Annotated in this window: 25 protein-coding genes and 1 tRNA gene; 14 read left to right on the forward strand and 12 right to left on the reverse strand. The window is 65.0% G+C overall.

Annotated elements, in window-relative coordinates:
• Window positions 1-118: 118 nt before the first annotated feature.
• The 3 genes from METLW3_RS0110345 (at window position 119) to METLW3_RS0110365 (ending at window position 3,160) form a co-directional block, all read left to right on the forward strand.
• Window positions 119-682 carry a hypothetical protein gene (locus METLW3_RS0110345; RefSeq protein WP_024879851.1) on the forward strand — a complete coding sequence of 188 codons (564 nt, stop codon included), beginning with the start codon at window positions 119-121 and terminating at the stop codon, window positions 680-682.
• 68 nt (window positions 683-750) lie between these two features.
• Entirely contained in the window at window positions 751-1,362 is a 612-nt protein-coding gene (locus METLW3_RS0110350) for a copper chaperone PCu(A)C (protein ID WP_024879852.1), read from the forward strand.
• Between the two features lie 415 nt (window positions 1,363-1,777).
• Window positions 1,778-3,160, forward strand: a complete 1,383-nt coding sequence (locus tag METLW3_RS0110365) for a glycosyltransferase family 1 protein (protein ID WP_024879853.1) — start codon at window positions 1,778-1,780, stop codon at window positions 3,158-3,160.
• A gap of 5 nt (window positions 3,161-3,165) precedes the next feature.
• Here the strand turns inward: METLW3_RS0110365 and METLW3_RS0110370 are convergent, their stop codons facing one another.
• Together METLW3_RS0110370 and METLW3_RS0110375 are read right to left on the reverse strand one after the other, a co-directional pair.
• Window positions 3,166-4,746 (reverse strand): glucan biosynthesis protein D, encoded by a 1,581-nt coding sequence (locus METLW3_RS0110370; protein WP_024879854.1) that lies wholly within the window; start codon window positions 4,744-4,746, stop codon window positions 3,166-3,168.
• A gap of 54 nt (window positions 4,747-4,800) precedes the next feature.
• Window positions 4,801-5,031 carry a hypothetical protein gene (locus METLW3_RS0110375; RefSeq protein WP_024879855.1) on the reverse strand — a complete coding sequence of 77 codons (231 nt, stop codon included), beginning with the start codon at window positions 5,029-5,031 and terminating at the stop codon, window positions 4,801-4,803.
• Window positions 5,032-5,236: 205 nt separating this feature from the next.
• On the opposite strand from METLW3_RS0110375, the gene METLW3_RS0110380 reads away from it, so the two are divergent.
• The 3 genes from METLW3_RS0110380 to METLW3_RS0110390 are packed head-to-tail and all read left to right on the forward strand — an operon-like array spanning window position 5,237 to window position 9,757.
• Window positions 5,237-7,045 carry a trypsin-like peptidase domain-containing protein gene (locus METLW3_RS0110380; RefSeq protein ID WP_024879856.1) on the forward strand — a complete coding sequence of 603 codons (1,809 nt, stop codon included), beginning with the start codon at window positions 5,237-5,239 and terminating at the stop codon, window positions 7,043-7,045.
• A 15-nt stretch (window positions 7,046-7,060) separates the two neighbouring features.
• Entirely contained in the window at window positions 7,061-7,930 is an 870-nt protein-coding gene (locus tag METLW3_RS0110385) for a PP2C family serine/threonine-protein phosphatase (protein WP_024879857.1), read from the forward strand.
• A gap of 12 nt (window positions 7,931-7,942) precedes the next feature.
• Window positions 7,943-9,757 (forward strand): serine/threonine-protein kinase, encoded by a 1,815-nt coding sequence (locus METLW3_RS0110390; RefSeq protein ID WP_024879858.1) that lies wholly within the window; start codon window positions 7,943-7,945, stop codon window positions 9,755-9,757.
• A gap of 16 nt (window positions 9,758-9,773) precedes the next feature.
• Here METLW3_RS0110390 and METLW3_RS0110395 read toward each other — a convergent pair whose 3' ends face one another.
• The gene (locus METLW3_RS0110395; RefSeq protein ID WP_024879859.1) at window positions 9,774-10,157 is read right to left on the reverse strand and encodes a hypothetical protein; all 384 of its coding nucleotides are present in this window, start codon (window positions 10,155-10,157) and stop codon (window positions 9,774-9,776) included.
• 117 nt (window positions 10,158-10,274) lie between these two features.
• A complete protein-coding gene (locus tag METLW3_RS0110400; RefSeq protein ID WP_036308808.1) occupies window positions 10,275-10,637 on the reverse strand; it encodes a hypothetical protein in 363 nt (120 codons plus the stop codon).
• 277 nt (window positions 10,638-10,914) lie between these two features.
• Here METLW3_RS0110400 and METLW3_RS28800 point away from each other — a divergent pair, with 277 nt between their 5' ends.
• Window positions 10,915-11,058 (forward strand): hypothetical protein, encoded by a 144-nt coding sequence (locus METLW3_RS28800; RefSeq protein WP_198022764.1) that lies wholly within the window; start codon window positions 10,915-10,917, stop codon window positions 11,056-11,058.
• Between the two features lie 59 nt (window positions 11,059-11,117).
• Here the strand turns inward: METLW3_RS28800 and METLW3_RS0110415 are convergent, their stop codons facing one another.
• On the reverse strand, window positions 11,118-11,801 hold the full coding sequence (locus METLW3_RS0110415; RefSeq protein WP_245267298.1) for an outer membrane beta-barrel protein: 684 nt from the start codon (window positions 11,799-11,801) through the stop codon (window positions 11,118-11,120).
• Between the two features lie 390 nt (window positions 11,802-12,191).
• Between METLW3_RS0110415 and METLW3_RS0110420 the strand changes: the two genes are divergently transcribed.
• The 3 genes from METLW3_RS0110420 to METLW3_RS29280 all read left to right on the forward strand — a co-directional run bounded on the left by METLW3_RS0110420 (window position 12,192) and on the right by METLW3_RS29280 (window position 15,379).
• Window positions 12,192-12,965 (forward strand): SDR family oxidoreductase, encoded by a 774-nt coding sequence (locus METLW3_RS0110420; protein WP_024879863.1) that lies wholly within the window; start codon window positions 12,192-12,194, stop codon window positions 12,963-12,965.
• A 65-nt stretch (window positions 12,966-13,030) separates the two neighbouring features.
• Window positions 13,031-15,133 (forward strand): ATP-dependent DNA helicase RecG, encoded by a 2,103-nt coding sequence (recG, locus tag METLW3_RS0110425; protein ID WP_024879864.1) that lies wholly within the window; start codon window positions 13,031-13,033, stop codon window positions 15,131-15,133.
• Window positions 15,134-15,244: 111 nt separating this feature from the next.
• Window positions 15,245-15,379 carry a hypothetical protein gene (locus METLW3_RS29280; RefSeq protein WP_256388647.1) on the forward strand — a complete coding sequence of 45 codons (135 nt, stop codon included), beginning with the start codon at window positions 15,245-15,247 and terminating at the stop codon, window positions 15,377-15,379.
• Window positions 15,380-15,385: 6 nt separating this feature from the next.
• On the opposite strand, the gene METLW3_RS0110435 is transcribed toward METLW3_RS29280, so the two are convergent.
• Window positions 15,386-16,093 (reverse strand): glutathione binding-like protein, encoded by a 708-nt coding sequence (locus METLW3_RS0110435; RefSeq protein ID WP_024879865.1) that lies wholly within the window; start codon window positions 16,091-16,093, stop codon window positions 15,386-15,388.
• 29 nt (window positions 16,094-16,122) lie between these two features.
• Window positions 16,123-17,238, reverse strand: a complete 1,116-nt coding sequence (locus METLW3_RS0110440; protein ID WP_024879866.1) for a PAS domain-containing sensor histidine kinase — start codon at window positions 17,236-17,238, stop codon at window positions 16,123-16,125.
• A 120-nt stretch (window positions 17,239-17,358) separates the two neighbouring features.
• Between METLW3_RS0110440 and METLW3_RS0110445 the strand changes: the two genes are divergently transcribed.
• Window positions 17,359-17,820, forward strand: coding sequence for a response regulator (locus METLW3_RS0110445; protein ID WP_018265133.1), 462 nt, complete (start codon window positions 17,359-17,361; stop codon window positions 17,818-17,820).
• On the opposite strand, the gene METLW3_RS0110450 is transcribed toward METLW3_RS0110445, so the two are convergent.
• Window positions 17,814-18,176: a hypothetical protein gene (locus METLW3_RS0110450; RefSeq protein ID WP_024879867.1), complete on the reverse strand. Its 363-nt coding sequence runs from the start codon at window positions 18,174-18,176 to the stop codon at window positions 17,814-17,816. The two genes, METLW3_RS0110445 and METLW3_RS0110450, sit on opposite strands and share 7 nt — an antisense overlap.
• Before the next feature lie 217 nt (window positions 18,177-18,393).
• On the opposite strand from METLW3_RS0110450, the gene METLW3_RS0110455 reads away from it, so the two are divergent.
• Window positions 18,394-18,696 carry a DUF1153 domain-containing protein gene (locus METLW3_RS0110455; RefSeq protein WP_024879868.1) on the forward strand — a complete coding sequence of 101 codons (303 nt, stop codon included), beginning with the start codon at window positions 18,394-18,396 and terminating at the stop codon, window positions 18,694-18,696.
• A 4-nt stretch (window positions 18,697-18,700) separates the two neighbouring features.
• Here the strand turns inward: METLW3_RS0110455 and METLW3_RS0110460 are convergent, their stop codons facing one another.
• The 4 genes from METLW3_RS0110460 to erpA all read right to left on the reverse strand — a co-directional run bounded on the left by METLW3_RS0110460 (window position 18,701) and on the right by erpA (window position 20,539).
• The gene (locus METLW3_RS0110460; RefSeq protein WP_024879869.1) at window positions 18,701-19,027 is read right to left on the reverse strand and encodes a polyhydroxyalkanoic acid system family protein; all 327 of its coding nucleotides are present in this window, start codon (window positions 19,025-19,027) and stop codon (window positions 18,701-18,703) included.
• Window positions 19,028-19,092: 65 nt separating this feature from the next.
• Window positions 19,093-19,168: transfer RNA gene (locus tag METLW3_RS0110465), tRNA-Asn, on the reverse strand.
• Window positions 19,169-19,258: 90 nt separating this feature from the next.
• Window positions 19,259-20,155 carry a sugar kinase gene (locus METLW3_RS0110470; RefSeq protein ID WP_024879870.1) on the reverse strand — a complete coding sequence of 299 codons (897 nt, stop codon included), beginning with the start codon at window positions 20,153-20,155 and terminating at the stop codon, window positions 19,259-19,261.
• 39 nt (window positions 20,156-20,194) lie between these two features.
• The gene (gene erpA / locus METLW3_RS0110475; RefSeq protein ID WP_024879871.1) at window positions 20,195-20,539 is read right to left on the reverse strand and encodes an iron-sulfur cluster insertion protein ErpA; all 345 of its coding nucleotides are present in this window, start codon (window positions 20,537-20,539) and stop codon (window positions 20,195-20,197) included.
• Between the two features lie 127 nt (window positions 20,540-20,666).
• On the opposite strand from erpA, the gene METLW3_RS0110480 reads away from it, so the two are divergent.
• Together METLW3_RS0110480 and METLW3_RS0110485 are read left to right on the forward strand one after the other, a co-directional pair.
• Window positions 20,667-21,860, forward strand: coding sequence for a deoxyguanosinetriphosphate triphosphohydrolase (locus METLW3_RS0110480; RefSeq protein WP_024879872.1), 1,194 nt, complete (start codon window positions 20,667-20,669; stop codon window positions 21,858-21,860).
• Window positions 21,861-22,122: 262 nt separating this feature from the next.
• A complete protein-coding gene (locus METLW3_RS0110485; protein ID WP_018265144.1) occupies window positions 22,123-22,344 on the forward strand; it encodes a hypothetical protein in 222 nt (73 codons plus the stop codon).
• Window positions 22,345-22,448: the final 104 nt, after the last annotated feature.

Below are 22,448 nucleotides of genomic sequence, written 5' to 3' on the forward strand. Positions count from 1 at the left end.
CGCTTGCATTTATATCGCTATACGATCTATATTCATCGTGTCACGATGAGCAGCCGATGCGGCGGCGGCGCTCGGGGAAAAGCGCGCCCCTTTAAAGACGCGCGATCGGGAGAGAGACATGATCGTTCGATTTTTTGCCGCCGCGATTTTCGTCGGCATGGCGACGCAGGCGCAGGCGCATGGCGGCGTCAGCATCGACGAAGGCCAATGCAAGATGAAGATCGGACCCGATCAGATGAATTTCACTGGCTATCAGCCGCTGAAATCGCGCGAGCAATTCTGCGACGACATTCCCGATGTCGGCCCGACCATCATCGTGCTCGACGCTGTGCAGGATGAGCTGCGCGACATGAATTTGGAGATCCGCATTCTGCGCGACGTCGGTCAGGCGAGCGACGACGAGAACCTCGAGAAGAACACAGAGACCTATGTGCCGGCGAAGAAATATCGCACCGGCACGCTCAACTTCGAATACGACTTCAAGAACAAGGGAAAGTTCATCGGCCTGGTGAAGGCGAAGACCGACGACGGGACGAAAGAATATGTCTCGCGCTTTCCCTTCTCCGTCGGCGAGACCGAGAGCCGCAACATCACCATCGCGACATTTTTTGCGGCGCTGGGACTGGTCGGATTCGGACTCTGGTACAAAAACTCTTTCAAGGCGAAGCCGCCGCGAGCGTGATCGCGGCGGCTTCTTTCGTCATTGTGCGCGACGCCGCGATCCTGCGGCGCGCCGAAAGGGAGGCGGGCATGTCTATCGATCGACGGCGCGTTCTGTTTTTGACCGGAGGCGCTGCGCTGGCTGCGAGCGGCCTCTCTCGCGCGAGCGCGCATGAATATGAAAAAGGCGGCATCAAGGTCGAGCATCCTTGGCTGCGCGCGCCACGCGACGGCGAGAGCGACGCCAATCTGTTCATGGTCGTCTATAATCGCGGCGACGCCGCCGATCGTCTCATCGGGGTGAAATCTTCCGAGATCGGCGGCTTCGATCTGCATGTCGCTCCGCAATTCGCGGTCGCGGCAGATGCGATCTTCTTTCCCAATGGTTCGAAGGTGACGCTCGCACCCGGCGGCTCCTTCGTCCATCTCTCGGGCATAAAGAAAATCAACCCCGTCGGCTGGGGCTTCGAGCTCACTCTGGTGTTCGAGAAGGCCGGTGATTTGCTCATCGACGCGGCGATCGACGCGCCGGACGCCGCGCATGCGCATGATGCGGAAGCAATGGAGAGATGGGAGAAGGCGCATGAGACGCCACAGGCCGGCGAAGCGCCGGCCGAGGACCATCGTTCGGGCCATGAGGAGCCCAAGGGCCGGGGTGAGGCGCAGCCGGGCGTCGGCGAGCCGCAGCCGGCGCAGCAGTAAGCCCTTTTCCCGACGCTGCTCGAAAAATTAACTTGCGCGCGACGCAATATGTCGCCATTCGATAGGTCAAGCTGCGACCCCTGACGCCTCTGCACGCAGCCAATTCGAAACAACGAGCGGCGGCGTACCAATGGAGAAGAAAATGGCTCTGCAGACCTCTGGGAAGGACATCGTCAAGTCTCTGGCGTGGTTCATCGGCGCGATCGCGCTGATCATCACCTTGGTTCATTTCGCCCCCATCATTTCCCACGGGGGCTGAGCGGGACACTCTCGCTGGCGCTACGCCGGTCGCGATCCGTCAGCGATCACGGCCGGCGTCCTCGCATTCGGCGGCCCACGCGCGCCGAATGCGCATTTGGATTAGCTCGATCGTGCCGCTATTGTCCGCGACCATCACAGGCGAGGTCGCGAGCATATGGTCGAAAGAACGTCGGGCGATGGCCGTATAGAGGCCTTTCTTCTGCATGAGATGAAGGCGGAGATCGACGAGCTCGCGCGCAGCGAGGTCGACGACGTCACCAAGTTCGTCTATGCACGCGCCCGCGAGCTTTATTGGACGGTGACGCGCCTGCTCGGCCTCGGCCGCCTGCATGACGGCGTATGGCGAAAGCCGAGCGACGATAAGGCGAGCGCGTGGCGCACAGCGCTCGTCGGTGATATTCCGCCGCCTGCGATGCAGGCGCGGCTGCTCGTCGATATGACGGCGACACATCGCACCATAGGCCGCACCGGCATTCAGCGCGTCGTTCGTGAGATCGCGCGCGCGATGGTCGAGAGCGGCGCCGGAATTCCCGTCTTCATGGAGGATGGGCGGCTCTTTTCCCATTTCACACATGACAATCTTCCAGACGAGGTGACGCCGGCCGCCGGCGATAAATTTCTGCTGCTCGACGCCGGCTGGCATCTCACGGCGGAATATTCGCGAATGATCGAAATTGTCGCGCAGGCCGGCGGCGAGACGATCGGCTGCCTCTACGATCTCATTCCGATCCTCTATCCCTCCGTGGTGACGAATTCCGCGCATCGGGCCTTTGTGGAATGGTTCGATCTCCTCATTCGCGAGAGTGACGCGATCGTCGGCATCTCCAAGGCGGTCATCGATGATTTCCAGGCCTATGCGCGGGAGCGTGGGCTGCCATGCAAGCGCGGCTTGCGGCTCGGCTGGTGGCCGCTCGGCGCGGATTTTCGCGCGCCCGGCGACGAGACGCCGTCACCGCATGCCGTCGAGGCCGCGGCGGGAGGACAGCCGCTTTTTCTCAGCGTCGGCACGCTGGAGCCGCGCAAAGGCCATGCGGTCGCGCTCGGCGCCTTCGATCGCTGGTGGGAGCAGGGCGCCGATGTCCGCTATGTCATCGTCGGCTCGAAAGGCTGGAATGTGCGCGCGCTCGAGCGGCGCATTCTTGAGCATCCTGAATTCGGCCGTCGCCTGTTCTGGCTGCGCGGCGCGAGCGACGCCGATCTGCGCTATCTCTACGAGCGCACGCATGCGCTCGTGTTTCCCTCCATCGCCGAAGGCTTCGGCCTGCCGCTCGTCGAGGCGGCGCATTTCGGCGCGCGCGCCATAGCGAGCGATATTCCCGTGTTTCGCGAGGTCGGCGGCGACTGGGCGTCCTATTTCGATCCGGGCGACAGCGACGCTCTGCTCGCCCGGTTGAAGGAGGCGCTCACCTCTCCGCCCGCTGCGCCTGCCTGCGACATATTGTCCTGGCGCCGCTCCGCGGAGGCGCTGGCGCGCATTCTGCGCGAGGGGGACTATCCCGCGCGGCTCGCGGAAAACGTCGCCGTGGAGGCGCGCTGAGGCCCTCAGAACGGGTGATATTGGAAGAGCCAGTTCTCCGATAGCACTTCGTTCTTATGCGTGAGGAAGAGCCGCATCTCGACGGGATCATGTCCATCGACGGTGAGATCGAATTGCGCGCGCCAATGTCCCGGCACGCCGTCGAACACAGCTTCCGTGTAGATGTAGGAGAAGCTTCCGCGCGAGGACCAGAGCACCGGCTCCGGCTTCACGCCGAAGGGTAGGCGCGCGAGCGGTCCGCCGAGAAACTCCACCATGAATTTGCGCACGCCTTTGGGGCGCGGCTTGCCGGGCTGGCCGCCATTGCCGAGCCGCGTCGCCACGCAGCGCGCGAGCGGCGTCGGATCGGGCTCGTCGGCGAGCCAATGCAGGCGATATGAGAAGTCGAAAGACGAGCCGGGAACGGCGGGCTTCGCAGGAACCCACATGGCGACGATATTGTCGTGGATCTCGTCGTCGGTCGGAATCTCGACGAGCTGAATCGTTCCCTTGCCCCAATCGCCTTTGGGCTCGATCCACACGCTCGGGCGGCGGTCATAGAAAACGCCGTCGAGATAATGATCGAAATTGCGGTCGCGCTGCAGCAGGCCGAAGCCTTTCGGATTTTCGTCGCCGAAGGCCGAAGCCATCACGCGATCGGGATTGTTGAGCGGGCGCCACAGACGCTCGCCGCGGCCGGTCCACATTGCGAGGCCGTCGGAATCATGCACCTCCGGCCGCCAGTCGACGGCGGTGGGCTTTTTGGTCTCGGAGAACCAATACATGGAGGTGAGCGGCGCTATGCCGAAACGCTCGAAGGAGCCGCGCAAATGCAGCGAGCAATCGACGTCCATCGTAACGCCCTTGCCGCGCTTCGCCAGGATGCGAAACGCGCCGACGATGGAGGGGCCTTCGAGCAGGAGATGCAGCGGCAGCCCGTCTTCTGTCTCCGTGCCGATATAGACATTGGTGAAATCGGGAAACTCCTCCGGCCGGCCGGAGACCCAAGTGTCGAGCGCGACGCCGCGCGCCGACAACCCGTATTGGCGCAATTCGCCGATGGCGCGGAAATAGGACGCGCCGAGAAAAGCGACCCAATCATTCTTGCGCCAGTCGAGCGGGCCGTCCTTGGGCTCTTGAATGCGAAAGCCCGCAAAGCCCGCGCCCGGCGGCAGACGACGGGCGATCGAATCCTCCGGCATGTCGAAATATTTGGGGTTGTAGAGCACCTCGCGCGCTTCGCCGCCTTCCACCGCATAGAAGCGCACGGCCTTTTTGAAGAACATGCCGAGGTGGAAGAATTCGACCGGGAAGCGGCCGGCGCCCGTGGTGAGCGCGTAATTCGTGTCGTAGCTGATCTTGCCCCAGGCCTCGTAGTCGATCTTGGAGGTGATCTCCGGATCGGGCTGGCTCGGCGGCCGGAAGGGCTCCGCTACGCGGCGGCGCGCGGTCTCCTTCAGACGCTCGAAGGAGAAGGGTTCCGCCGGCCCGAGATCGAGACGGCCGGGAATGGGCTGGGCTTCGGCCTCGTCGGCGCCCAATGCGCCGAGCGCGCCTGTAGCCGCCGCAGCCTTGAGAAAGGAGCGGCGATCGGTGTCGTCGATCATGCGGGGAACCTCGCTGGGCGGGGAAGCGCTTGTCGTCGGCCTAGGGTCGAAAAATCAGCGGATAGGCTCGTGGCGGACGGCGGTGCGCATGAAGAAATACAGGCCGACCAAGCCGGCCAGCGCGAAGACGATCTCGAAAATGCGGCTGACGGCCGGATCGAGCTGAAACAGGCCGCCGAGCGCCCAGCCGGCCGCCCAGGAGGTCGCGACCAGCTCCGTGCCGACCAGGATCGCGACTGCGACCAGCGTCGACAAATGCACCAGGTTCAACGGTTTCTTGCTCATCGGGCGAGGGACTCCGGGCTCATCGTCCAGCGGAACCTGCTATACGATCGGCCCGCCCGGCGCAAGTCGGCGCTCGAGCGGCGGCCGAACGCCCCTTGCGATGCGCCGTGCGCCGCTGGTATCCTGTAAATGGGGGCGACGCAGGCGCTTTTTTTGTTTTTTTCGCGCGCTGAAGCAAAGTCGCTGTTATTTCAGGGGCGGTACTATGGGCGGAGTCGTCGAGCGCGTCGTCATTCGACATTTGTCGGGGTCGAAGGCCAATCAGATCGAGCAGCTTCCGATCGGCGATCTGAAAGAGATCACCATCGGCCGCGATCCGACATCGAAAATCGCTTTCGACCCCACCATAGACGGCGTCGTCAGCCGGCAGCACGCCGTCATCCGCATCGAGGGCGAAGGCGACGATCTGAAGTTCGAGCTGATCGACCTCAATTCCAGCAATGGCACTTTCCTCAACGGCCAGCGCATCTCGCAGAACGCGGAGCTGCTGCCCGAGGACAAGATCGAGCTCGGCGGCGCCAAGGGGCCGAAATTCACCTTCGATCTGCAGCCGCGGCCGGCCAGCTTCGCGGCGCGCACGCGCGTCATCGGCATAGATGATTCCGCCGCGACCCGGCTGATCGAGACGGCGCAGACGGCGGCCTCCACCGCCGTCGCCCAGATAAGCTCGACATCGACCCAGGCGCACCCGCACAAGGCCGGCGTCGGCCAGGAGACGGTGCAGCGGCTGATCGTCGAGGAGCGTCGCTCGGTGAGCCGCACCTGGGGCGCCGTGGCGGCGGGACTGCTCGCCTTCATCGCGCTCGGCGGCGGCGCCGTCTATTGGAAGCAGATCAAGGACGACGAGCGCCATCAGGCCGATCTCGCCGATGTGAAGGCCGACGCCAAGCACGCCGATCAGCGTAGCGCCGCGCTGCAGGGCGAGGTGAAGACCAATCTCATCGGCATGACGCCGCTCGACATCTACAACAAATATTCCAACGCCACCGCGCGCGTCGATCTGCGCTGGCGCCTCTTCGACACACAGACGGGCAAGCCGATCTTCCATCAGACCTTCCGGTTCGGAAAGGACACGCTGCCCGCCTATGTGCGCTTGCCCAATGGCAAGGTCGTGCGCTGGCTGACGCTCGAGGACGATCAGCGCTCCAATCTGCAGATCGCCGGCGCCGGGCGGGGCTCCGGCTTCGTCATCAGCGAGCAGGGCTATCTGCTCACCAATAAGCATGTCGCCGCTGGCTGGAAGGTGACCTACGATTCGCCGCGCCTCGGCTATGTGTTCGATCTCGGCGGCGGTCCGGGCGCCAAGAACGCGAAGCTGCGGAAGCCTATCGGGGTCATCGATCTCGAATCCGAGGATTACGCCGATCTCAACATGTGGGTGCCGGAAGCGGGCGGAGTCATTTTCCCGTCGAGCGTCGCCATTCCGATCGGCCGCAACAATATTCCCGACATGACGCGCAATGAGCAGCGCACTTTCGAGGGCCGCAATGAGCAGCTCGAGGTGCGTTTCCCCGGCGCTCGCCTCGGCGTCAACGCCGCGCTGGTGCGCGCTTCGGCGGATTCCGACGCGGCGCTCATCAAGATCGACTCGCCGCAGCTCCTCGAGAAGGTCGAGCTCGCCGACGACGATCAGGTGACGATCGGCGAGAAGGTCATCGTGCTCGGCTATCCCGGCATTTCGGTGGAGAATGTCCAGCGTCAGGTGACGGTGGAGAACGGCCTGACGCGCGTTCAGAACGAGGTCATTCCCGAGGCGACGGTGACGGATGGCATCGTCTCCAAGCTCTCCACCGGCTATAAGGAGAAGGACGGCGTCACGCTGACCAGCGCCGGCGAGCGCATTCAGCTCAGCGTGCTGGCCACCGGCTCCGGCAATAGCGGCGGGCCGGTGTTCAACGCCAATGGCAAGGTCATCGGCCTGTTCACCTACAGCCGCAGCCGCGGCGACGCGCGCGTGACGCTCGCCGTGCCGATCAAATTCGGGCGCGACCTGCTGCGCGCGCAGCGCAACTGATCGAAGGTCGAGAAAATGGCGACGGGGCGCGAGGCTCCATTGGGCGCTTTCCGCGTCGTCGGCGCGATGCGGACGGACGTCGGCCGCGTGCGCTCCTCCAATGAGGATAGCGTCGCCTTTGTCGCGCCCGCGCCGGGCGCGCCGGAGGCGAGACAGGGCTATCTCGCCATCGTCGCTGACGGCATGGGCGGCCACGCCGCCGGCGAGGTGGCGAGCGCGCTCGCGACGGAAGTCGTGCGGCGCGTGTTCTACTCGCTCGACGTCGAGCCGCCGCGCGCGTTGAAGGCGGCCTTCGAGGCCGCCAATCGCGCCATCTTCGAGCAGAGCGCGCGCGAGCCCGAATGCAAGGGCATGGGCACGACCTGCACAGCTGTCGTCATTCGCGACGGAAGACTGTGGCTCGCCCATGTCGGCGACAGCCGCGCCTATATGCTGCGCGGCCGTGAGGTGACGCAGCTCTCCGACGATCAGACGCTCCACGCGCAATTGGTGCGCGAGGGTGTGATGACGCAGGAGGAGGCCGAGCGCAGCCCCGGCGGCAATGTCATTCTGCAGGCGGTGGGAACGCGCAAGGAGGTCGCGCCGACCATATGGTCCGAGGGTCTGCCGCTCGCGATCGGCGACGCGATCATTCTGTGCTCGGACGGCCTCTCCAATCTCGTTTCCGAGGCGGAGCTCGCCGCCGTCGTTCCCGATCGCGCGCCGCAGGACTCCTGCCATTTGCTGGTGGAGGCCGCCCTCGCGGCGGGCGGGCACGACAATATTTCCGTCGGCGTGTTTCAGATCGTCGCGCCGCCGCCGGGGGCGCGCGATCAGGCTGCGACGCAGAAGATTCCCGTCGTCGCGGACGGCGCGCCGCCGACGCGCGTCATCGTCGTTCGATAGAGGCACAGCGTCATGAGCGACCAGAGAATGATCGGCCATTACCGGATCGTCGAGCTGCTCGGAACCGGCGCGATGGGCAAGGTGCATGTCGCCTTCGACACTTTCATCGATCGCGAGGTGGCGATCAAATCGCTGCGCCCCGAGCTGACGCAGGATCCCGAATTCGTCGGGCGCTTCAAGGCCGAGGCGCAGAGCCTCGCGCGCCTCAACCATCCCAATATCACCACGCTCTATTCGCTGCTGCCCGAGGGCAGCGAGCTCTATATGGTGATGGAGCTGGTGCGCGGCCGCGCGCTCGACGATGTGCTGCGCGAGCGCGGCGGACCGCTCGGCGTGAAGGAATGTCTCGCCATCATCTCGCAGGCGGCCGATGGCGTCGCCTATGCGCATCAGATGGGCGTGATCCATCGCGACATAAAGCCGTCCAATCTGATGATCGGCAATGACGGCCGCGTGAAGATCATGGATTTCGGCATCGCCCGCGTGCAAGGCAGCGTGCGCATGACGCGCGCCGGCACGGCGATCGGCACGCCGCTCTATATGGCTCCCGAGCAGCGTCGCGGCAGCGAGGGCGATGAGCGCAGCGATCTCTATGCGCTCGCCGTCGTTCTCTATGAGATTCTCTCCGGCGCAGCGCCCTTCGCCGGGTTCGACGAGGTGGAGCTGCTGCAAGCGCAGATCGGCAGAGATCCGCCGCCGCTGGTGCCGCGCATTCCTGGCGTGACGCCGGAGCTGGAAGCCGCGCTCATGAAGGCGCTCGCCAAACGGCCGGAGCAGCGCTATCCGTCGATCCGCGCCTTCAGCGACGCCATTGGCGCGACCGTCTTGCGCGTCGACGCCACATCCATTGTGCAGAGCCCGGCTCATCTTCTCGATAGGGCGACGCAGACGAGCGCGAGCGCCGGCTCCGCCGCCTCTCTGCCGTCCGTCGCTCTGGCCGTCGCCAAGAGCCGTTCGAGCTCGCTGGTGCGACGCTTCAAATCGCTGCATCCGGCGCTGCAGGGCGTGTCCGTGGCGGTTCTTGCGTTCGCGGCCGTCGCGCCTCTGCTGTTCAGCGGCGACGGCGGCGAGGGCCTCAACAGGAGGCGCGAGTTCGAGAAGGCCGAGCGCGAGCGCCGCACGACCGCGGAGCTCGAGAGCGAGCGTCGCCAGACGGCAAAGACTCTGGATTTCGGCCAGACCGGCGAGATCAAGCCGGTGCGAAACGAGATCGAGCGTCTGGCCGCGCCGACGAATGATGCGCCGCCAGCCAAGCCCAAATGCAATGAAGGCTTCAGCATCGCCGATTGCCAGCCCTCGACAGTGCCCGGCCAGAAGACCGCGGCCGTCGAGCAGGCGTCCCTGGGCGCGTCTTCGACGATCGCCGATCTACGCAGAGCGGTGAAGGAGAAAGAGTTCGACCGCGCTTCGTCGATCGGCGAGTCTCTCGCCGCTTCAGGCGAGCGCGAGGCGCAATTCATCATCGGCATGATTGCGCTGAAAGGGCAGGGGCGGCCGCAACATCTTCCGACAGCCTTCAAATGGATCAAGAAAGCCGCCGACAAAGACTTCCCCGAGGCGCAGGCGGTGCTCGGCAATATGTATCAGAACGGCGACGCCGACGGCGGCGAGAATGTCGAGGAGGCCCTGCGCTGGTATAAGAAAGCGGCGGACCAGAATAATCCGCGCGGCCAATTCTGGCTGGGCAAGGCCTTTGAGAAGGGCGTGCCCAATGTGCTGAAGAAAGACGCGAAAAAGGCGGGCGATCTGTTTCGCCTCGCCAAGACCCAGGATTTTCCGGGCGCTGCGGAGGCGCTCGAGGCGCTCCGCAAATCTGGCAAATATTGACGCTGCGCTTGGCAGATCAGTAATCCGCCTTGCCGAGCCCGGTCGCGCCTTTGGTGGATGTTCCGCCGCCATTATCGCCGCCGCCTCCGCCTCCGCCGCCATGACGGCCGCGCCGTGAGGCGTGACGCGCGTCGCCGCCGCCGCTTTGATGGTGCCCGACATGGCGCGCGGGTCTGCGCGGGCGATAGCTGCCTCCGCCTCCGCCGCCATAACCGCCGCCTGTCGGCCCGAGATGCAGCCGGAAGGGGCCGAAGCCGATATATTGCGCATTGGCGGAACCGGCGTCGAGCGCGGCGATGGGCAGCGCGAGGAGCCCCGTCAGCAGCCCACGGCGGGAGAGTTTCGGCAAATCCTTCGATGAGGATTCGTAATGCTGTTCGCCACTATTTTCGTCGATCATCTTCGCCAGCCTGAAAAATTCCCCGCTTGAACTATCAGGTGCGGCCTCGACATTGTCAAACGCGCTCTGCCTCGCTCGCGGCGCGACAATTCGGGTCGCGCCGCGGCTCAGCCAAATCTACCAGCCCCAGCCCCAGCCGCTGAAGCTCGCGCCGATGAGGCCATAGCCGGCGCCGTAGCCTCCTCCGTAGCCGCTATAGCCGTACGGGTAGCCATAGCCGTAGGAGTAGGCAGGATAAGCGATCACCGGCGTCGCCACCACCTCAGGCTGGGCCACATAGACCGTCCGGCGCTCGACGATGCGGCGCACATAGCTCGTCCTGTGCTCGCAAGTCGGCTGCTCATATTGCGGCTCGTACTCGGTTCTGTCCTCGCAAACTTGCCGACAGCGCTTCTCCTTGGCGACGGCGGCGTCGGCGCCGAGCGCGCCGATGACGAGCGCCGAGGCGCAGATCAACGACAATCTGACGACTGTGCTCATGATGCGGTTCTCCTTCGTCTGCGCTTGGAACGAATGTGCGCGAACGCGGTTGAACCTATGTCGCCGATCCGCAGCGGCGAGTGCGTTTCTTTCGATGCGACGCAGCGATGAGTCTTTTGACGAAAATCAAATTCGTAGCGTTTTGTCTGAGATTTTCGTGATTGCGGTCGATTGACGCTGCGGCCACGCGCGCGCTCGTCGCGCGCCGCCGAAGGCCTAATGTCTCATGCAAGCTTGGCGTCTCGAAATATCGCACAGGCGACTGGAGGAATCGGCAATGTCCATTTACGGAGCCAATGATCCGATCGTTTTCACCTTGCTCGCGGAAGCCGTGGTGATCGCTGTCGCCGCCGTGTCGATCGTCGGCTATCTGCTGTTCAAAGCCGGCGCTAGCGCCTTGAGCAGGCCGCACGCGCATTGAGCGCCGAAAGCTGAGCGAGCCGACCCCGCCCTTCGGCGGGATCGGCGCTGCCGTTTCGACTAGAAGTGATAGTTGAGGCCGCCGCGGATCGTCGATGTGTCGATATTCGTCTGCAGCGAATTGGCCGAGAAATCGAAATAGCGATCGCCGCCGACCGAGGTGAAGAGATATTCAGCCTTGGCGGAGAGATTGGGCGCGAGGCCGAATTCTATGCCGGCGCCGAGCGCCCAGCCGGCGAGGAATTTCGACTGCTGGCCGTAGAAGCCCTGGAAGGCGTTGTTCACGCTCGCCGTCGTGTTGCTGCCGGCGAAGCCGCCGGTGACGAACAGCAGTGCGCGATCGACAGTGACGCCGGCGCGCGCGCGAATGGTGAGCGTGTTGTCGACGGAGCCATTGCCGGAGACGCCGGCGAAAGGCGAGCGCCCGTCCTTCGAGCTGTTGAAATCGAAGTCGCCTTCGACGCCGACGAGGAAGTTGGGCGCGAAGGTGAGATTATAGCCGGCCGTGCCGCCGACGACCCACCCGTTCGGCTGGCCGAGCAGATTGCTGCTTCCGTTCTGGAACGAGCCCAGCGCATAGCCGCCGTTGATGCCGATGTAGAAGCCCTGCCAGGTGAAGGCGGGCGGCGGGCTGTAATAATCAGTGGCGGGGGCGGAGCGCCGCGGCAGATCGGCGGCGAGGGCGGAGGCGCCGGCGCAGAGCAGGGCGGGCGCCAGCAGCGCGGGAAGCAGCATAGGTCTCATCGAACTCGACTCCACATTCGCGCGCCTTTAAGGGCCTTCGGCTCGCGGTCACAAAACTCGGCGCGGGCGAGGGGCAAGGCCCAGCCAGAGCTCAGTCGAATTAAAATCGTTCACGTTAACGGAACCTTTCCTCGCCCGAGCCCGCGCTCGCGGCGAAGCAAAACCACAGCTCGCTGTAAGGTATTGATTGTGTCGAAACCATGTTATATTTAGAATTAACCGAGCCATTCTGGCCATTATCCATTTTCTCTCGATCATCACGTCGCATAGTGCCGTTGAGATTGCCTAATAATTCGTAAAATCGTCCGCGGTTACGTCTCGGCGGCGCATTGACCGCGCCGGCGCGGCGTGAGAATTGCCTTGCACGGCGGCAAGATGGGGATTCGGGCGATGAGCGCTGGCGGCGCAGGCGGTTCGGGGCCGGTTCTGGTGACGGGCGCGGCGCGGCGGATCGGCTTGGCGATCGCCGCGCGGCTGGCACATTGCGGGCGCCCGGTGGTGCTGCATGCCTCGCATCGCTCCTTAGAGGAGGCGGAGCTCGCCGCCACGGCGATCCGCGCCAAGGGCGGCCGCGCGGCGGTGGTCGGCGCCGATCTCTCCGACGCGCGCGAGACAGAGGCGCTGATGGGGCTCGCCGCGCGCGCTTTCGGGCCGGTGACGCTGCTCGTCAACAACGCCTCTGTGTTCGAGCTCGACGCCGCGCAGGATTTCTCGGTCGAAGTGTTCGATCGGCAATTCGCCGTCGATCTGCGCGCACCGCTGCTGCTGGCGCGGGACATGGCCGCGCAATTGCCGGAGGAGGCGGAAGGGGCGATCGTCAATATCGTCGATCAGCGCGTGTTTCGGCTAACGCCGCGCTACTTCACCTATACGCTGGCGAAGTCCGCTCTGTGGACGGCGACGCGCACCATGGCGCAGGCTTTCGCGCCGCGCATTCGCGTCAACGCCGTGGGGCCGGGGCCGGTGTTTCCCAACGCCGTGCATGGGCAAAAAGGTTTCGAGACGGAGGCGCGCGGCGTGCCGCTGCGCCGTCCGGCGGATGTATCCAGCGTCGTCGACGCGGTGGTGTTTCTCGCTGAGGCGCGCAGCGTCACCGGGCAGATGATCGCCGTGGACGGCGGCCAGCATCTCGCCTGGGAAACGCCCGACGTGCTGCCAGATTAGCGCGTCGCCGGGCAATTAGCGTCACCGGGCATGACAAAGCCTTCGCGATAGGGGAAAAGGCGCGAATGCGTCCCTCGATCCTCGATCCGCTGTTCGGCCGCGCCGCCGCCCTTCCGGGCATAGGCCCCAAGACGGCCAAGCATTTCGACCGGCTGCTCGCCCGGCCGGGCAAGGAGACGCGTCTTATCGACGTGCTGTTTCATCTGCCGATCAATCTCGTCGACCGCAGCCTGCGCCCCACCATCGCCGAAGCGCCGACGGATCGCGTCGTCGTGCTGAAAGTGCGCGTCACCGAGCATCGTAAGCCACAGGGGCGCTACGCGAAGGCGCCGTTCAAAGTTCATGTCGAGGACGACACCGGCGACGCGGAGCTGGTCTTCTTCCTCTCCAACGCCGAATGGATCGAGCGCAGCCTGCCCATAGGCGCGACGCGCTGGGTCTCCGGCAAGATCGAGCTCTATGACGGGCGCCGGCAGATCGTGCATCCGGATCGCGTGCTGGACGAGGCCGGCCTCGCCAAGCTGCCGCCGGCGGAGGCGGTGCATGGCCTCACAGAAGGCCTGCAAGAGCGTTTCGTGCAGCGCGCCGTCGCCGGAGCGCTCGAGCGGCTGCCCAAGCTGCCGGAGTGGCAGGACGCCTCCGTGCTGGCGGCCAATGGACTTCCCGATTTCGCGACAGCGCTCGCCGCGGCCCAAAACCCCAAGTCGCCGGCCGATATCGAGCCCGCCGGCAAGGCGCGCCAGCGTCTCGCACTGGACGAGTTGCTGTCGCAGCAATTGGCGCTGCGGCTCATCCGCTCGAAGATGCGGCGCGAGCCGGGCCGCGAGAACGCCGGCGACGGACGCATCACGCGCGTCATAGAGGCGGCGTTGCCCTATGCGCTCACCGGCGCGCAGCAGCGCGCGCTCGTCGAGATACGCGAGGATCTCGCCTCCTCGCGGCGCATGCTGCGGCTGCTGCAAGGCGATGTCGGCGCCGGCAAGACCATTGTCGCTCTGCTCGCAATGGCCAGCGTCGTCGAATGTGGCCGCCAGGCGGCGCTGATGGCGCCGACGGAAATTCTCGCGCGCCAACATTACGAGCGCCTGCTGCCGCTCGCCGAAGCCGCCGGCCTGCGCCTTTGCCTGCTCACCGGCAGAGCCAAGCCCTCCGAGCGCGCACGAATCTACGAGACCATAGCGGCGGGCGCCGTCGATATCGTCATCGGCACTCATGCTCTGGTGCAGAGCGAGCTCGCCTTCGCCGATCTCGGCCTCGCCGTCGTCGACGAGCAGCATCGTTTCGGCGTGCAGCAGCGTTTGGCGCTCGGCTCCAAGGGCGAGAGCGTCGATGTTCTGGTGATGACGGCGACGCCCATTCCGCGCTCGTTGGCGCTCACCTATTTCGGCGATATGGACAGTTCCATCCTCGACGAGAAGCCGCCCGGCCGCTCGCCCATCGACACGCGCGCGCTGCCGGTGTCACGCATCGGCGATGTGGTGGAGGGCGTGCGCCGCGCTCTCGCCTCCGGCGCGCGCGTCTATTGGGTGTGCCCGCTGGTGGAGGAGAATGAGGACCTCGATCTCGCCGCTGCGCAGGATCGTCACGAGGATCTGACGCGCATTTTCGGCGAGATCGTCGGCCTCGTTCACGGCCGCATGAAAGCCCCGGAGCGCGACGCCGCAATGGAAGCGTTCAAGCAGGGCGTAACGCGCATTCTCGTCGCCACCACGGTCATAGAGGTCGGCGTCGATGTGCCGGAGGCGACGGTCATGGTGATCGAGCACGCCGAGCGTTTCGGCCTCGCGCAATTGCATCAGCTGCGCGGGCGCGTCGGCCGCGGCTCGGGCAAATCCTCCTGCCTGCTGCTCTACAAAGGCCCGCTCGGCGAGACGGCCAAGGCGCGGCTGGTGATGCTGCGCCAGACCGAGGACGGATTCCGCATAGCGGAGGAGGATTTGCGCCTGCGCGGGGAGGGGGAAATTCTCGGCGCGCGGCAATCCGGCCTGCCGGGCTTCCGCCTGGCCGATCTCACAGCCCATGCGCGGCTGCTGGCCATAGCGCGCGACGACGTCGAGCTGACCCTGCGCCGTGACCCGGACCTCTCCAGCCCGCGGGGCGAGGCGCTGAGGGTTCTGCTCTATCTCTTCGAGCGCGACGAGGCGGTGAAGCTGCTGCGGGCGGGATGAGCGCGCCGGGCCTTTATCGGGAGCGCCATTGCGCGTAAATTCCGAACCTGCGCCGCTAAAGCGGCGAAAATGAAAAAAACGGGCGGCGAGCGCCCGTAAAGGGAGAGCGAATTGTCCTATCTGCACACGATCTGGAGCCAATTGTCGTGGAGCGACAAATGGGTCCTCGCCATCAACGTCTTTCTCGCGGTCATCTTCTTCGCGTCCTGGCGGAACAAGAAGCGCCGCCAGAAGCAGGGCGAGTGAACGCGCTCAGACGGCGCCGCGCAGGTTCGCCGCCGTCTGGCCGAAGAGGATTTTGCGCTCCTCTTCCGTGAAGCCGTCGCGCGGGCGGGAGAGGGCTTCGCTTTTCGCATAGGCGCGCTCGACCGCCGGCCGCGCGCGCATCGCCTCGAACCAGCGCCGCACATTGGGAAAGTCGTCGAGAGACTGTCCCTGCCGCTCATAAGGAACGATCCAGGGATAAGCGGCCATATCGGCGATGGAGTAATCATCGGCGATGTAGTCTCGTCCAGCGAGGCGCTTGTCCAGCACGCCATAGAGGCGATTGGTCTCGTTCACATAGCGATCGATTGCGTAGGGAATCTTCTCCGGCGCGTAATTGCGGAAATGATGGTTCTGCCCCGCCATGGGGCCGAGCCCGCCGACCTGCCAGAACAGCCATTCGAGCACGCGCGCGCGGCCGCGCAGATCGCTCGGCAGAAAGCGCCCCGTCTTCTCGGCGAGATAGACGAGGATCGCGCCGGATTCGAACAGCGAGACCGCGGCGCCGCCGTCGGCCGGCGCATGGTCGACGATGGCCGGTATGCGATTATTCGGCGAGATGGCGAGAAAGGCGGGAGAAAATTGCTCGCCCTTCGATATGTCGACGGGGATGATTTTATAGGCGAGCCCCGCCTCCTCGAGAAAGATCGTGATCTTGTGGCCATTGGGCGTGGGCCAAAAATGGAGGTCGATCATATGAGGTCTCCGTGTCGTGCGAGGACGGGCTACTCGCTATTCGCTCGTCCCAACGGAATCGTGACATAGAAAGTCGATCCTTGTCCCGGCTGCGATGTCACCGACAGCCGCCAGCCATGGCGATCGGCGATGGATCTGCAGATCGCGAGGCCTATGCCGGTGCCGGGATATTTGCCCTTGGGATGCAGCCGCTTGAACGGCTCGAAAACGAGCTGCGCATATTTGCTCTCGAAGCCTATGCCATTATCGACGAAGGCGACGACGATCTCGCGCTCGTTCTGCGTCGCCTGAATGACGATCTCCGGCGCGCAATCTTGCTTGCGATATTTGAGCGCGTTGGAGACGATATTATGCGTCAGCCGCGCGAATTGCGAGCGGTCGGCGCGAAAGGCGACATGCGGCGCCTCTATGCGCATGCGTGCGCCGCTCTCCGCGATCGCCTCGGAGAGGTCGTCGACAGCGAGGTCTATTTCGTCGCGCAGATCGAGCTCCTGCACATTCTGCGCATCGTTGATCGCGCGCGAATAGGTGAGGAGATCGTCGACCAGCTCGCGCGCGCGCAGCGCCGAGGAGCGCATCACGCTATTGGCGTAGCTCATGTCGTTCTCATTGGCGCTGGAGATCGCCTGCTCGAGAATATCCGCGAATGCGGCGATCTTGCGCAGCGGCTCCTGCAGATCATGCGAGGCGACATAGGCGAATTGCGCCAGACGCTCATTGGCGCGCTCCAGCTCCGCCGCGCGCTGCGACAGCGCATTCTCCGCTTCGCGCCGCGCGGTGATGTCGAGCACGGTCGCCAGCACGATCGCGCCGGTCTCGCTCTCGATCGGCGTCAGCCCGATCTCGACTGGAAACTCGCTGCCGTCGCGCCGCGTCGCCTTCAGATCGCGGCCGGCTCCCATCGGGCGCTTGCTCGGATGCGCGAGGAAGCTCTGGCGCAAGGAGGAATGCGCCGCCCGCATGCGCGCGGGGACGAGAATATCGATGGACTTTCCAACCAGTTCGTCGCTACGATAACCGAACATACGCTCGGTCTCCGCGTTGACGAATTGGATGAGTCCATCGGCGCTGCTGACGATCATGGCGGCAGGCGCCGACTCTACCGCGAGGCGAAAATGATCGTCGCCTATGCTGTCGAAGCTCATCCTCGCACCCCTCGTCGCGCGCATTTGGTAGCGCTCGTTGCTGCGCGCGGGGCGACCGCATCCTATTTATAGGAAACAGCGTCTGAGAAACGAGCGCAAGTCGAGAAGATGGGGATTGTGATGTCCGCTGTCGAGACGAAGAATCGGGCCTGCCGCGTATTGATCATCGAGGACGATCAGGACGACGTCTTCCTGTTCAAGCGAGCCCTCGATTCCGTGCGCTCCTTGCTGGAGCGCGACATCGAATGCGAGCAGGTCGACAATGGGCTGGACGCGATCTTTCTCGTGTCGCGCGAGGAGATCACGGACAAGCTTCCGGATGTGCTGGTGCTGGACCTCAACATGCCGCGGCTCGATGGCGTGAAGTTCTTGAAGTCGCTGCGCCGCTCGCTTCTGCTGAAGGAGCTGCCGGTTTTCGTGCTGACAACCTCCACCGCGCCGTCGATCCATGAGGAGGCGATGCGGGCCGGCGCCGACAAGGTGTTCGTCAAGCCCAATGACGCTGAGGCGCTGCTCGCCATCGCGCTGGAGATCGTGAGCTCGGCGTTGGAGCGGCGCGGCGAGCCGGCGACGCGTCAGTAATACCAGAGGCCGTCGTGCAGCCCGCGCGGCGATGGCGGCGGCGCCTGGCGCGGCGGCGGATTGACGTAATCGCCGCCGCCATAACCGCCGCCGTAAGGCGCGCCATAGCCGTAAGGCGCCGGGCCGCCGGCGTTCTGGCCCGAGGGAGGGGCGTATCTCTGCCGCTCGCGCTGAAGCCGGCGCTGCTCGCGCGCCCGCTCGCGCGCCTCCCATAGATCGCGTCGCTGCTCGGCGGCCTGCGCGCGCGAAGGCCCCGCGCCGCCCTCGCGGTCCCGCGCGAATGGCTCTGCGAGCGCCGAGGTCGCGATTGCGACGCCTGCGAAGACGATCGATGCGACGAGCAGGGCTTTCGACATGGGACGCCTCCGATTGCGAATGGAAGCCTAGTCTAGACCATGGCGCGGCCGCTGGCCGGCGGCGCAAACGGATGTGGTTAAGCTCCTCTCTCTCGCTTGCGCGCGCCGCAACGCTTTTTTCAGCCTTTGCTGGAAGTGTCACAGATCTCGCCGCCCGACGCGGCGGCGGCTTGTTTTTCGCGATGTGATGCGAAAATTCCTTTTGTGGAGCGGCGCCATGATGACGCTTGATCCGACGACGTTCGATCCCGCCGGCGACGACGCCGCGAATCGAATCGCCTGCGCCTGTCTGCCGCCGCCGACGACGCGCTGGGTGGTGCGCCGCAAGGCCGAGGTGGTGGCGGCGGTGCGCAGTGGCGTCGTCTCGCTCGACGAGGTCTGTCGGCGCTATTCGTTGACGCCGGACGAGTTCAATGCCTGGGCGAGCTTCATCGACCGCCATGGCGTGGACAGCTTGCGCACGACTCGTCTGCAATATTATCGCCGCCGCGCGGCGCGGCTCGCCGCCGGCAAGCGTTGACCTGTCAGCCCTGCGGCTTGCTCTCGATTCGCAGAGCCTCGCCGGCGTGTTGGGCGAGCGCGGTCTGAATCGGTCCCGCCAGCGCCGCCAGCAGCCAGGGCAGCCAGACCTCTATGTGCAGCGAATCGGCGAGCACCTCTATGCGCGCCTGCATATTGTGGCCGAAGGCGCCGACCTTCAGATCGGCGGCGTTCCCGGTCCAGACGACCTCGGAATGCGCGAGCTTGTCCACATAGTCCCGCCGCAGCTGCTCGAGCCCAGCGGCGACGCGCGCCCGCGCGGTCTCGACGCCGAGATCATGGCTAACGCTGATGACGATGGATTTTTGCATAGTGAGGCTCCCGTGCCGCCAATCTAGGCGTCGAGAGGCGGATTTCACAGGGGCGGAATGATTACTGGCTCCCCGAGCAGGACTCGAACCTGCGACCCAGCGATTAACAGTCGCTTGCTCTACCGGCTGAGCTATCGGGGAACGGTGCCGGGCATATAGCAAGCTCTAAGCACTCTTGCCAAGCCCTGTTCTCCGCCTTTCTCGATTTCTTTCGGGCTTCCCACAAGCCATTCAATCGGCAGGGGGAAAAAGCGCGAGTGTCGCTACTATGTCATTCTGCGACGGCAGGCCCGCCTCATTGCCCAGGTGCTGAATCTTATATCCCGAGGCCGCGCGGGCGAAGTGGAAGTGCTCGCGCCAGGGCGCTTCCGGCCGCTGGAGATAGGACGCCATATAGGCGCCGTGGAACACATCGCCCGCGCCGGATGTGTCGACGATGCGCTCCGCCGGCACGGGGAGCGAGGGCAGGCGCTGCACCTCGCCATTCTCGTCGTACCAGAGCATGCCGCGCTCGCCATTGGTGACGCCGCCGATGCGGCAGCCCTTGCTCTTCAAAAAGGCCAGCATGTCGGCCTCCGAGAGCGTCATCTGCTCGCAGAGCCGCTCGGCGACGATGGCGACGTCGATGAATTCCAGCAGATCGGTGATTCCCGACCGCAGCGCGCCGCCGTCAAGCGAGGTCAACGCGCCCGATTCGCGGCAGGCGCGCGCGTAATGGAGAGCCGCGTCGGCGATATGCCCGTCGCTGTGCAGGGCGCGGACTCCGGTCAGATCGAGACGCGGGAAGTCCTCGAGGAAATTATTGTCGCGGGCGCGCAGAATCGCGCGCTTGCCGTCCTTGGGCAGCACGAAGGACAGGGACGAGCGGCGCACCCGGCGCGGATGCACGCGCAGCCCATAGGTCGCGGCCATATCCATGAACATATGGCCGAGCCAGTCGGGCGCGAGCTGCGTCAGCAGATCGACGCCGTCGCCGACCAGCTTGGAGCAGGCGAAGGCGGCGGTCACGGCGTTGCCGCCGAAGGAGACGGCGTAATCCTCCGCCACATCCTTCTCGTCGCCCTTGGGCATGACCTGCGTGCGCATGGTCACGTCGATATAGGAATGGCCGATGAACAGAGACTGCAATCGAGGACTCCGAAAGGAGGAGCGGAGGAGGGGGCGCCGTCAGACCGAGAAGCTGGAGCCGCAGCCGCAGGAGGCGGTGGCGTTGGGATTCTCGACGCGGAAGGATTGGCCCATCAGATCCTCGACATAATCGACGCGCGCGCCGGCTATATAGGCAGCAGAAATCGAATCGATGACGAGCTTCGCCCCATCGCGCTCGACGACGATATCGTCCAGCTTGGGCTCGGTCTCGACCGTATAGGCGTATTGCAGGCCGGAGCACCCGCCGCCATCGACGGAGAGCCGCAGCGCCGTCGCATCGGCCTCGCCGGCGAGAATGGCCTCGATGCGCTTGGCGGCGCGCTCGCTCATCTCGATCTTCGCAATCGTCGCCGTGTCGGTCATTTGGGCGCGCCTTCCTCTTTTTTGGCTTTTGTCCCCCGGCCAGCTCGCTTGCGCTCCCTGGGTCGGGCGGGATATGCGAAGCGAAAATATGGCCGCCCGCGTGACCTTGCAATGACAGGAGAGACGATTGGCGATCGAAGATCCCGCCGTCCGCGTCCGCGCCCCCTACGCCAGCGATCCTGCGGCCTCGCGCGGGCGCCTCTTTCCCGAATCGGCCTCGCCGACGCGCAGCGAGTTCCAGCGCGACCGCGACCGCATCATCCATTCGACGGCCTTTCGCCGCCTCGCGCATAAGACTCAGGTCTTCGTGCCGCTGGACGGCGATCATTTCCGCACGCGGCTGACCCATACGATAGAGGTGGGGCAGATCGCCCGCGCGCTCGCCCGCGCTCTGGCGCTGGACGAGGATCTCGCCGAGGCGGTGGCGCTCGCCCATGATCTCGGCCATACGCCCTTCGGCCATGCCGGCGAACATGCGCTGCAGCGCTGCATGGAGGCCTATGGCGGCTTCGATCACAACGCGCAGGCTTTGCGCGTCGTCACTCTGCTCGAGCGCCGCTACGCTCGCTATGACGGGCTGGACCTCACCTTCGAGACGCTGGAAGGCCTCGTCAAGCACAATGGCCCTTTGCGCGGCTCGCGCGCCAATCGCGCGCTCGACCCCTATGTGGCGGAGTTCGACGCGCTGTTTCCGCTGGAGCTGGACACATTCGCCGGGCCGGAGGCGCAGGCGGCGGCGCTCGCCGACGATATCGCCTATGACGCCCATGACATAGACGACGGGCTGCGCGCCGGCCTGTTTTCGCTCGAGGATATCGAGGCCGTCCCCTTCATCGGCGTGATGCTGGACGAGATTCGCGCCGTCTATGGCGCGCTGGAGCGCACGCGCGTCATTCACGAGCTTGGCCGGCGCGTCATCACCCGCTTTGTCGAGGACGCCATCATCCAATCGGAGAAGCGCCTGCGCCTCGTCGGGGCGAAAAGCGTCGAGGATGTGCGCCGCGCTGGCGTGGCGACGATCGCCTTCTCGCCGCCCATGGCCGAGGCCGATCGCTCGATCAAGGCCTTCCTCTTCCCCAAAATGTATCGGCACGAGAAAGTCGTGGGCGTCTGGGACCGCGCCGAGCAGGTGATCTCACGGCTTTTCCCGGTCTATTTCGACGATCCGGCGCAAATGCCGCCGGAATGGGCCGAGCTCGCCCGCGCCGAGGAGAGCGCCGCCCGCGCCCGCCATGTCGCCGATTACATCGCCGGAATGACCGACCGCTATGCGCTCGGCGAATATCGCAAGCTGTTCGGGGAGAAAATGTCCCTGGGCTGAACAGTCGGTCCCGTTCACCCTCCCCTTTAGGGGGAGGGTCGGCCGGCGTTAGCCGGACGGGGTGGGGTTCAACAGCAAAAACTCGGGGCGTCACCCCCTCCCGATCGCCTTCGGCGCTCGACCTCCCCCCTCGAGGGGGAGGTGGAAACGCCCTTTCGAGCGACGCCGCTCATTTCCCCCATCGCCCTGAGGGCGGACCGCAGCGCGCCTTGACGGAGCCCCTCGCGCGCCCGACCTCCTGGTTCTGACCCGGGAGGCTCCCATGCTCGTCATCGAATTCGTCGGCGTCGCTCCAGAGGGAATGACCGCGCAGGTCATCGATCGGATGAACACCGACATCAGCGACGTGCGCAAGGCGGTAACACACGCTAAGTCGCTGTTCTCGAATGTGATCGTCCAGCGCAAGCATAAGCCGCTGCCGCATGGCTTCCGCATATTGGACGGCGACGGGCGGGAGGTCGCGAGCTGGAGCATAGACGAGTGAGCGGCGTCATGGGCTGAATGATTCGGCGTGGTCTCCGTCTCCCTGCTCGCGCCGTCATGGCCGGGCTTGTGCCTGCCATCCACGCCAAGCATCTGAAAAACCAA

It is taken from the genome of Methylosinus sp. LW3 (assembly GCF_000527115.1).
Taxonomy (GTDB): domain Bacteria; phylum Pseudomonadota; class Alphaproteobacteria; order Rhizobiales; family Beijerinckiaceae; genus Methylosinus.

Coding starts and splice junctions, on each gene's coding strand:
- METLW3_RS0110345 (WP_024879851.1), top strand. CDS start 119: ATGATCGTTCGATTTTTTGCCGCCGCGATTTTCGTCGGCATGGCGACG.
- METLW3_RS0110350 (WP_024879852.1), top strand. CDS start 751: ATGTCTATCGATCGACGGCGCGTTCTGTTTTTGACCGGAGGCGCTGCG.
- METLW3_RS0110365 (WP_024879853.1), top strand. CDS start 1,778: ATGGTCGAAAGAACGTCGGGCGATGGCCGTATAGAGGCCTTTCTTCTG.
- METLW3_RS0110370 (WP_024879854.1), bottom strand. CDS start 4,746: ATGATCGACGACACCGATCGCCGCTCCTTTCTCAAGGCTGCGGCGGCT.
- METLW3_RS0110375 (WP_024879855.1), bottom strand. CDS start 5,031: ATGAGCAAGAAACCGTTGAACCTGGTGCATTTGTCGACGCTGGTCGCA.
- METLW3_RS0110380 (WP_024879856.1), top strand. CDS start 5,237: ATGGGCGGAGTCGTCGAGCGCGTCGTCATTCGACATTTGTCGGGGTCG.
- METLW3_RS0110385 (WP_024879857.1), top strand. CDS start 7,061: ATGGCGACGGGGCGCGAGGCTCCATTGGGCGCTTTCCGCGTCGTCGGC.
- METLW3_RS0110390 (WP_024879858.1), top strand. CDS start 7,943: ATGAGCGACCAGAGAATGATCGGCCATTACCGGATCGTCGAGCTGCTC.
- METLW3_RS0110395 (WP_024879859.1), bottom strand. CDS start 10,157: ATGATCGACGAAAATAGTGGCGAACAGCATTACGAATCCTCATCGAAG.
- METLW3_RS0110400 (WP_036308808.1), bottom strand. CDS start 10,637: ATGAGCACAGTCGTCAGATTGTCGTTGATCTGCGCCTCGGCGCTCGTC.
- METLW3_RS28800 (WP_198022764.1), top strand. CDS start 10,915: ATGTCCATTTACGGAGCCAATGATCCGATCGTTTTCACCTTGCTCGCG.
- METLW3_RS0110415 (WP_245267298.1), bottom strand. CDS start 11,801: ATGAGACCTATGCTGCTTCCCGCGCTGCTGGCGCCCGCCCTGCTCTGC.
- METLW3_RS0110420 (WP_024879863.1), top strand. CDS start 12,192: ATGAGCGCTGGCGGCGCAGGCGGTTCGGGGCCGGTTCTGGTGACGGGC.
- recG (WP_024879864.1), top strand. CDS start 13,031: ATGCGTCCCTCGATCCTCGATCCGCTGTTCGGCCGCGCCGCCGCCCTT.
- METLW3_RS0110435 (WP_024879865.1), bottom strand. CDS start 16,093: ATGATCGACCTCCATTTTTGGCCCACGCCCAATGGCCACAAGATCACG.
- METLW3_RS0110440 (WP_024879866.1), bottom strand. CDS start 17,238: ATGAGCTTCGACAGCATAGGCGACGATCATTTTCGCCTCGCGGTAGAG.
- METLW3_RS0110445 (WP_018265133.1), top strand. CDS start 17,359: ATGTCCGCTGTCGAGACGAAGAATCGGGCCTGCCGCGTATTGATCATC.
- METLW3_RS0110450 (WP_024879867.1), bottom strand. CDS start 18,176: ATGTCGAAAGCCCTGCTCGTCGCATCGATCGTCTTCGCAGGCGTCGCA.
- METLW3_RS0110455 (WP_024879868.1), top strand. CDS start 18,394: ATGATGACGCTTGATCCGACGACGTTCGATCCCGCCGGCGACGACGCC.
- METLW3_RS0110460 (WP_024879869.1), bottom strand. CDS start 19,027: ATGCAAAAATCCATCGTCATCAGCGTTAGCCATGATCTCGGCGTCGAG.
- erpA (WP_024879871.1), bottom strand. CDS start 20,539: ATGACCGACACGGCGACGATTGCGAAGATCGAGATGAGCGAGCGCGCC.
- METLW3_RS0110485 (WP_018265144.1), top strand. CDS start 22,123: ATGCTCGTCATCGAATTCGTCGGCGTCGCTCCAGAGGGAATGACCGCG.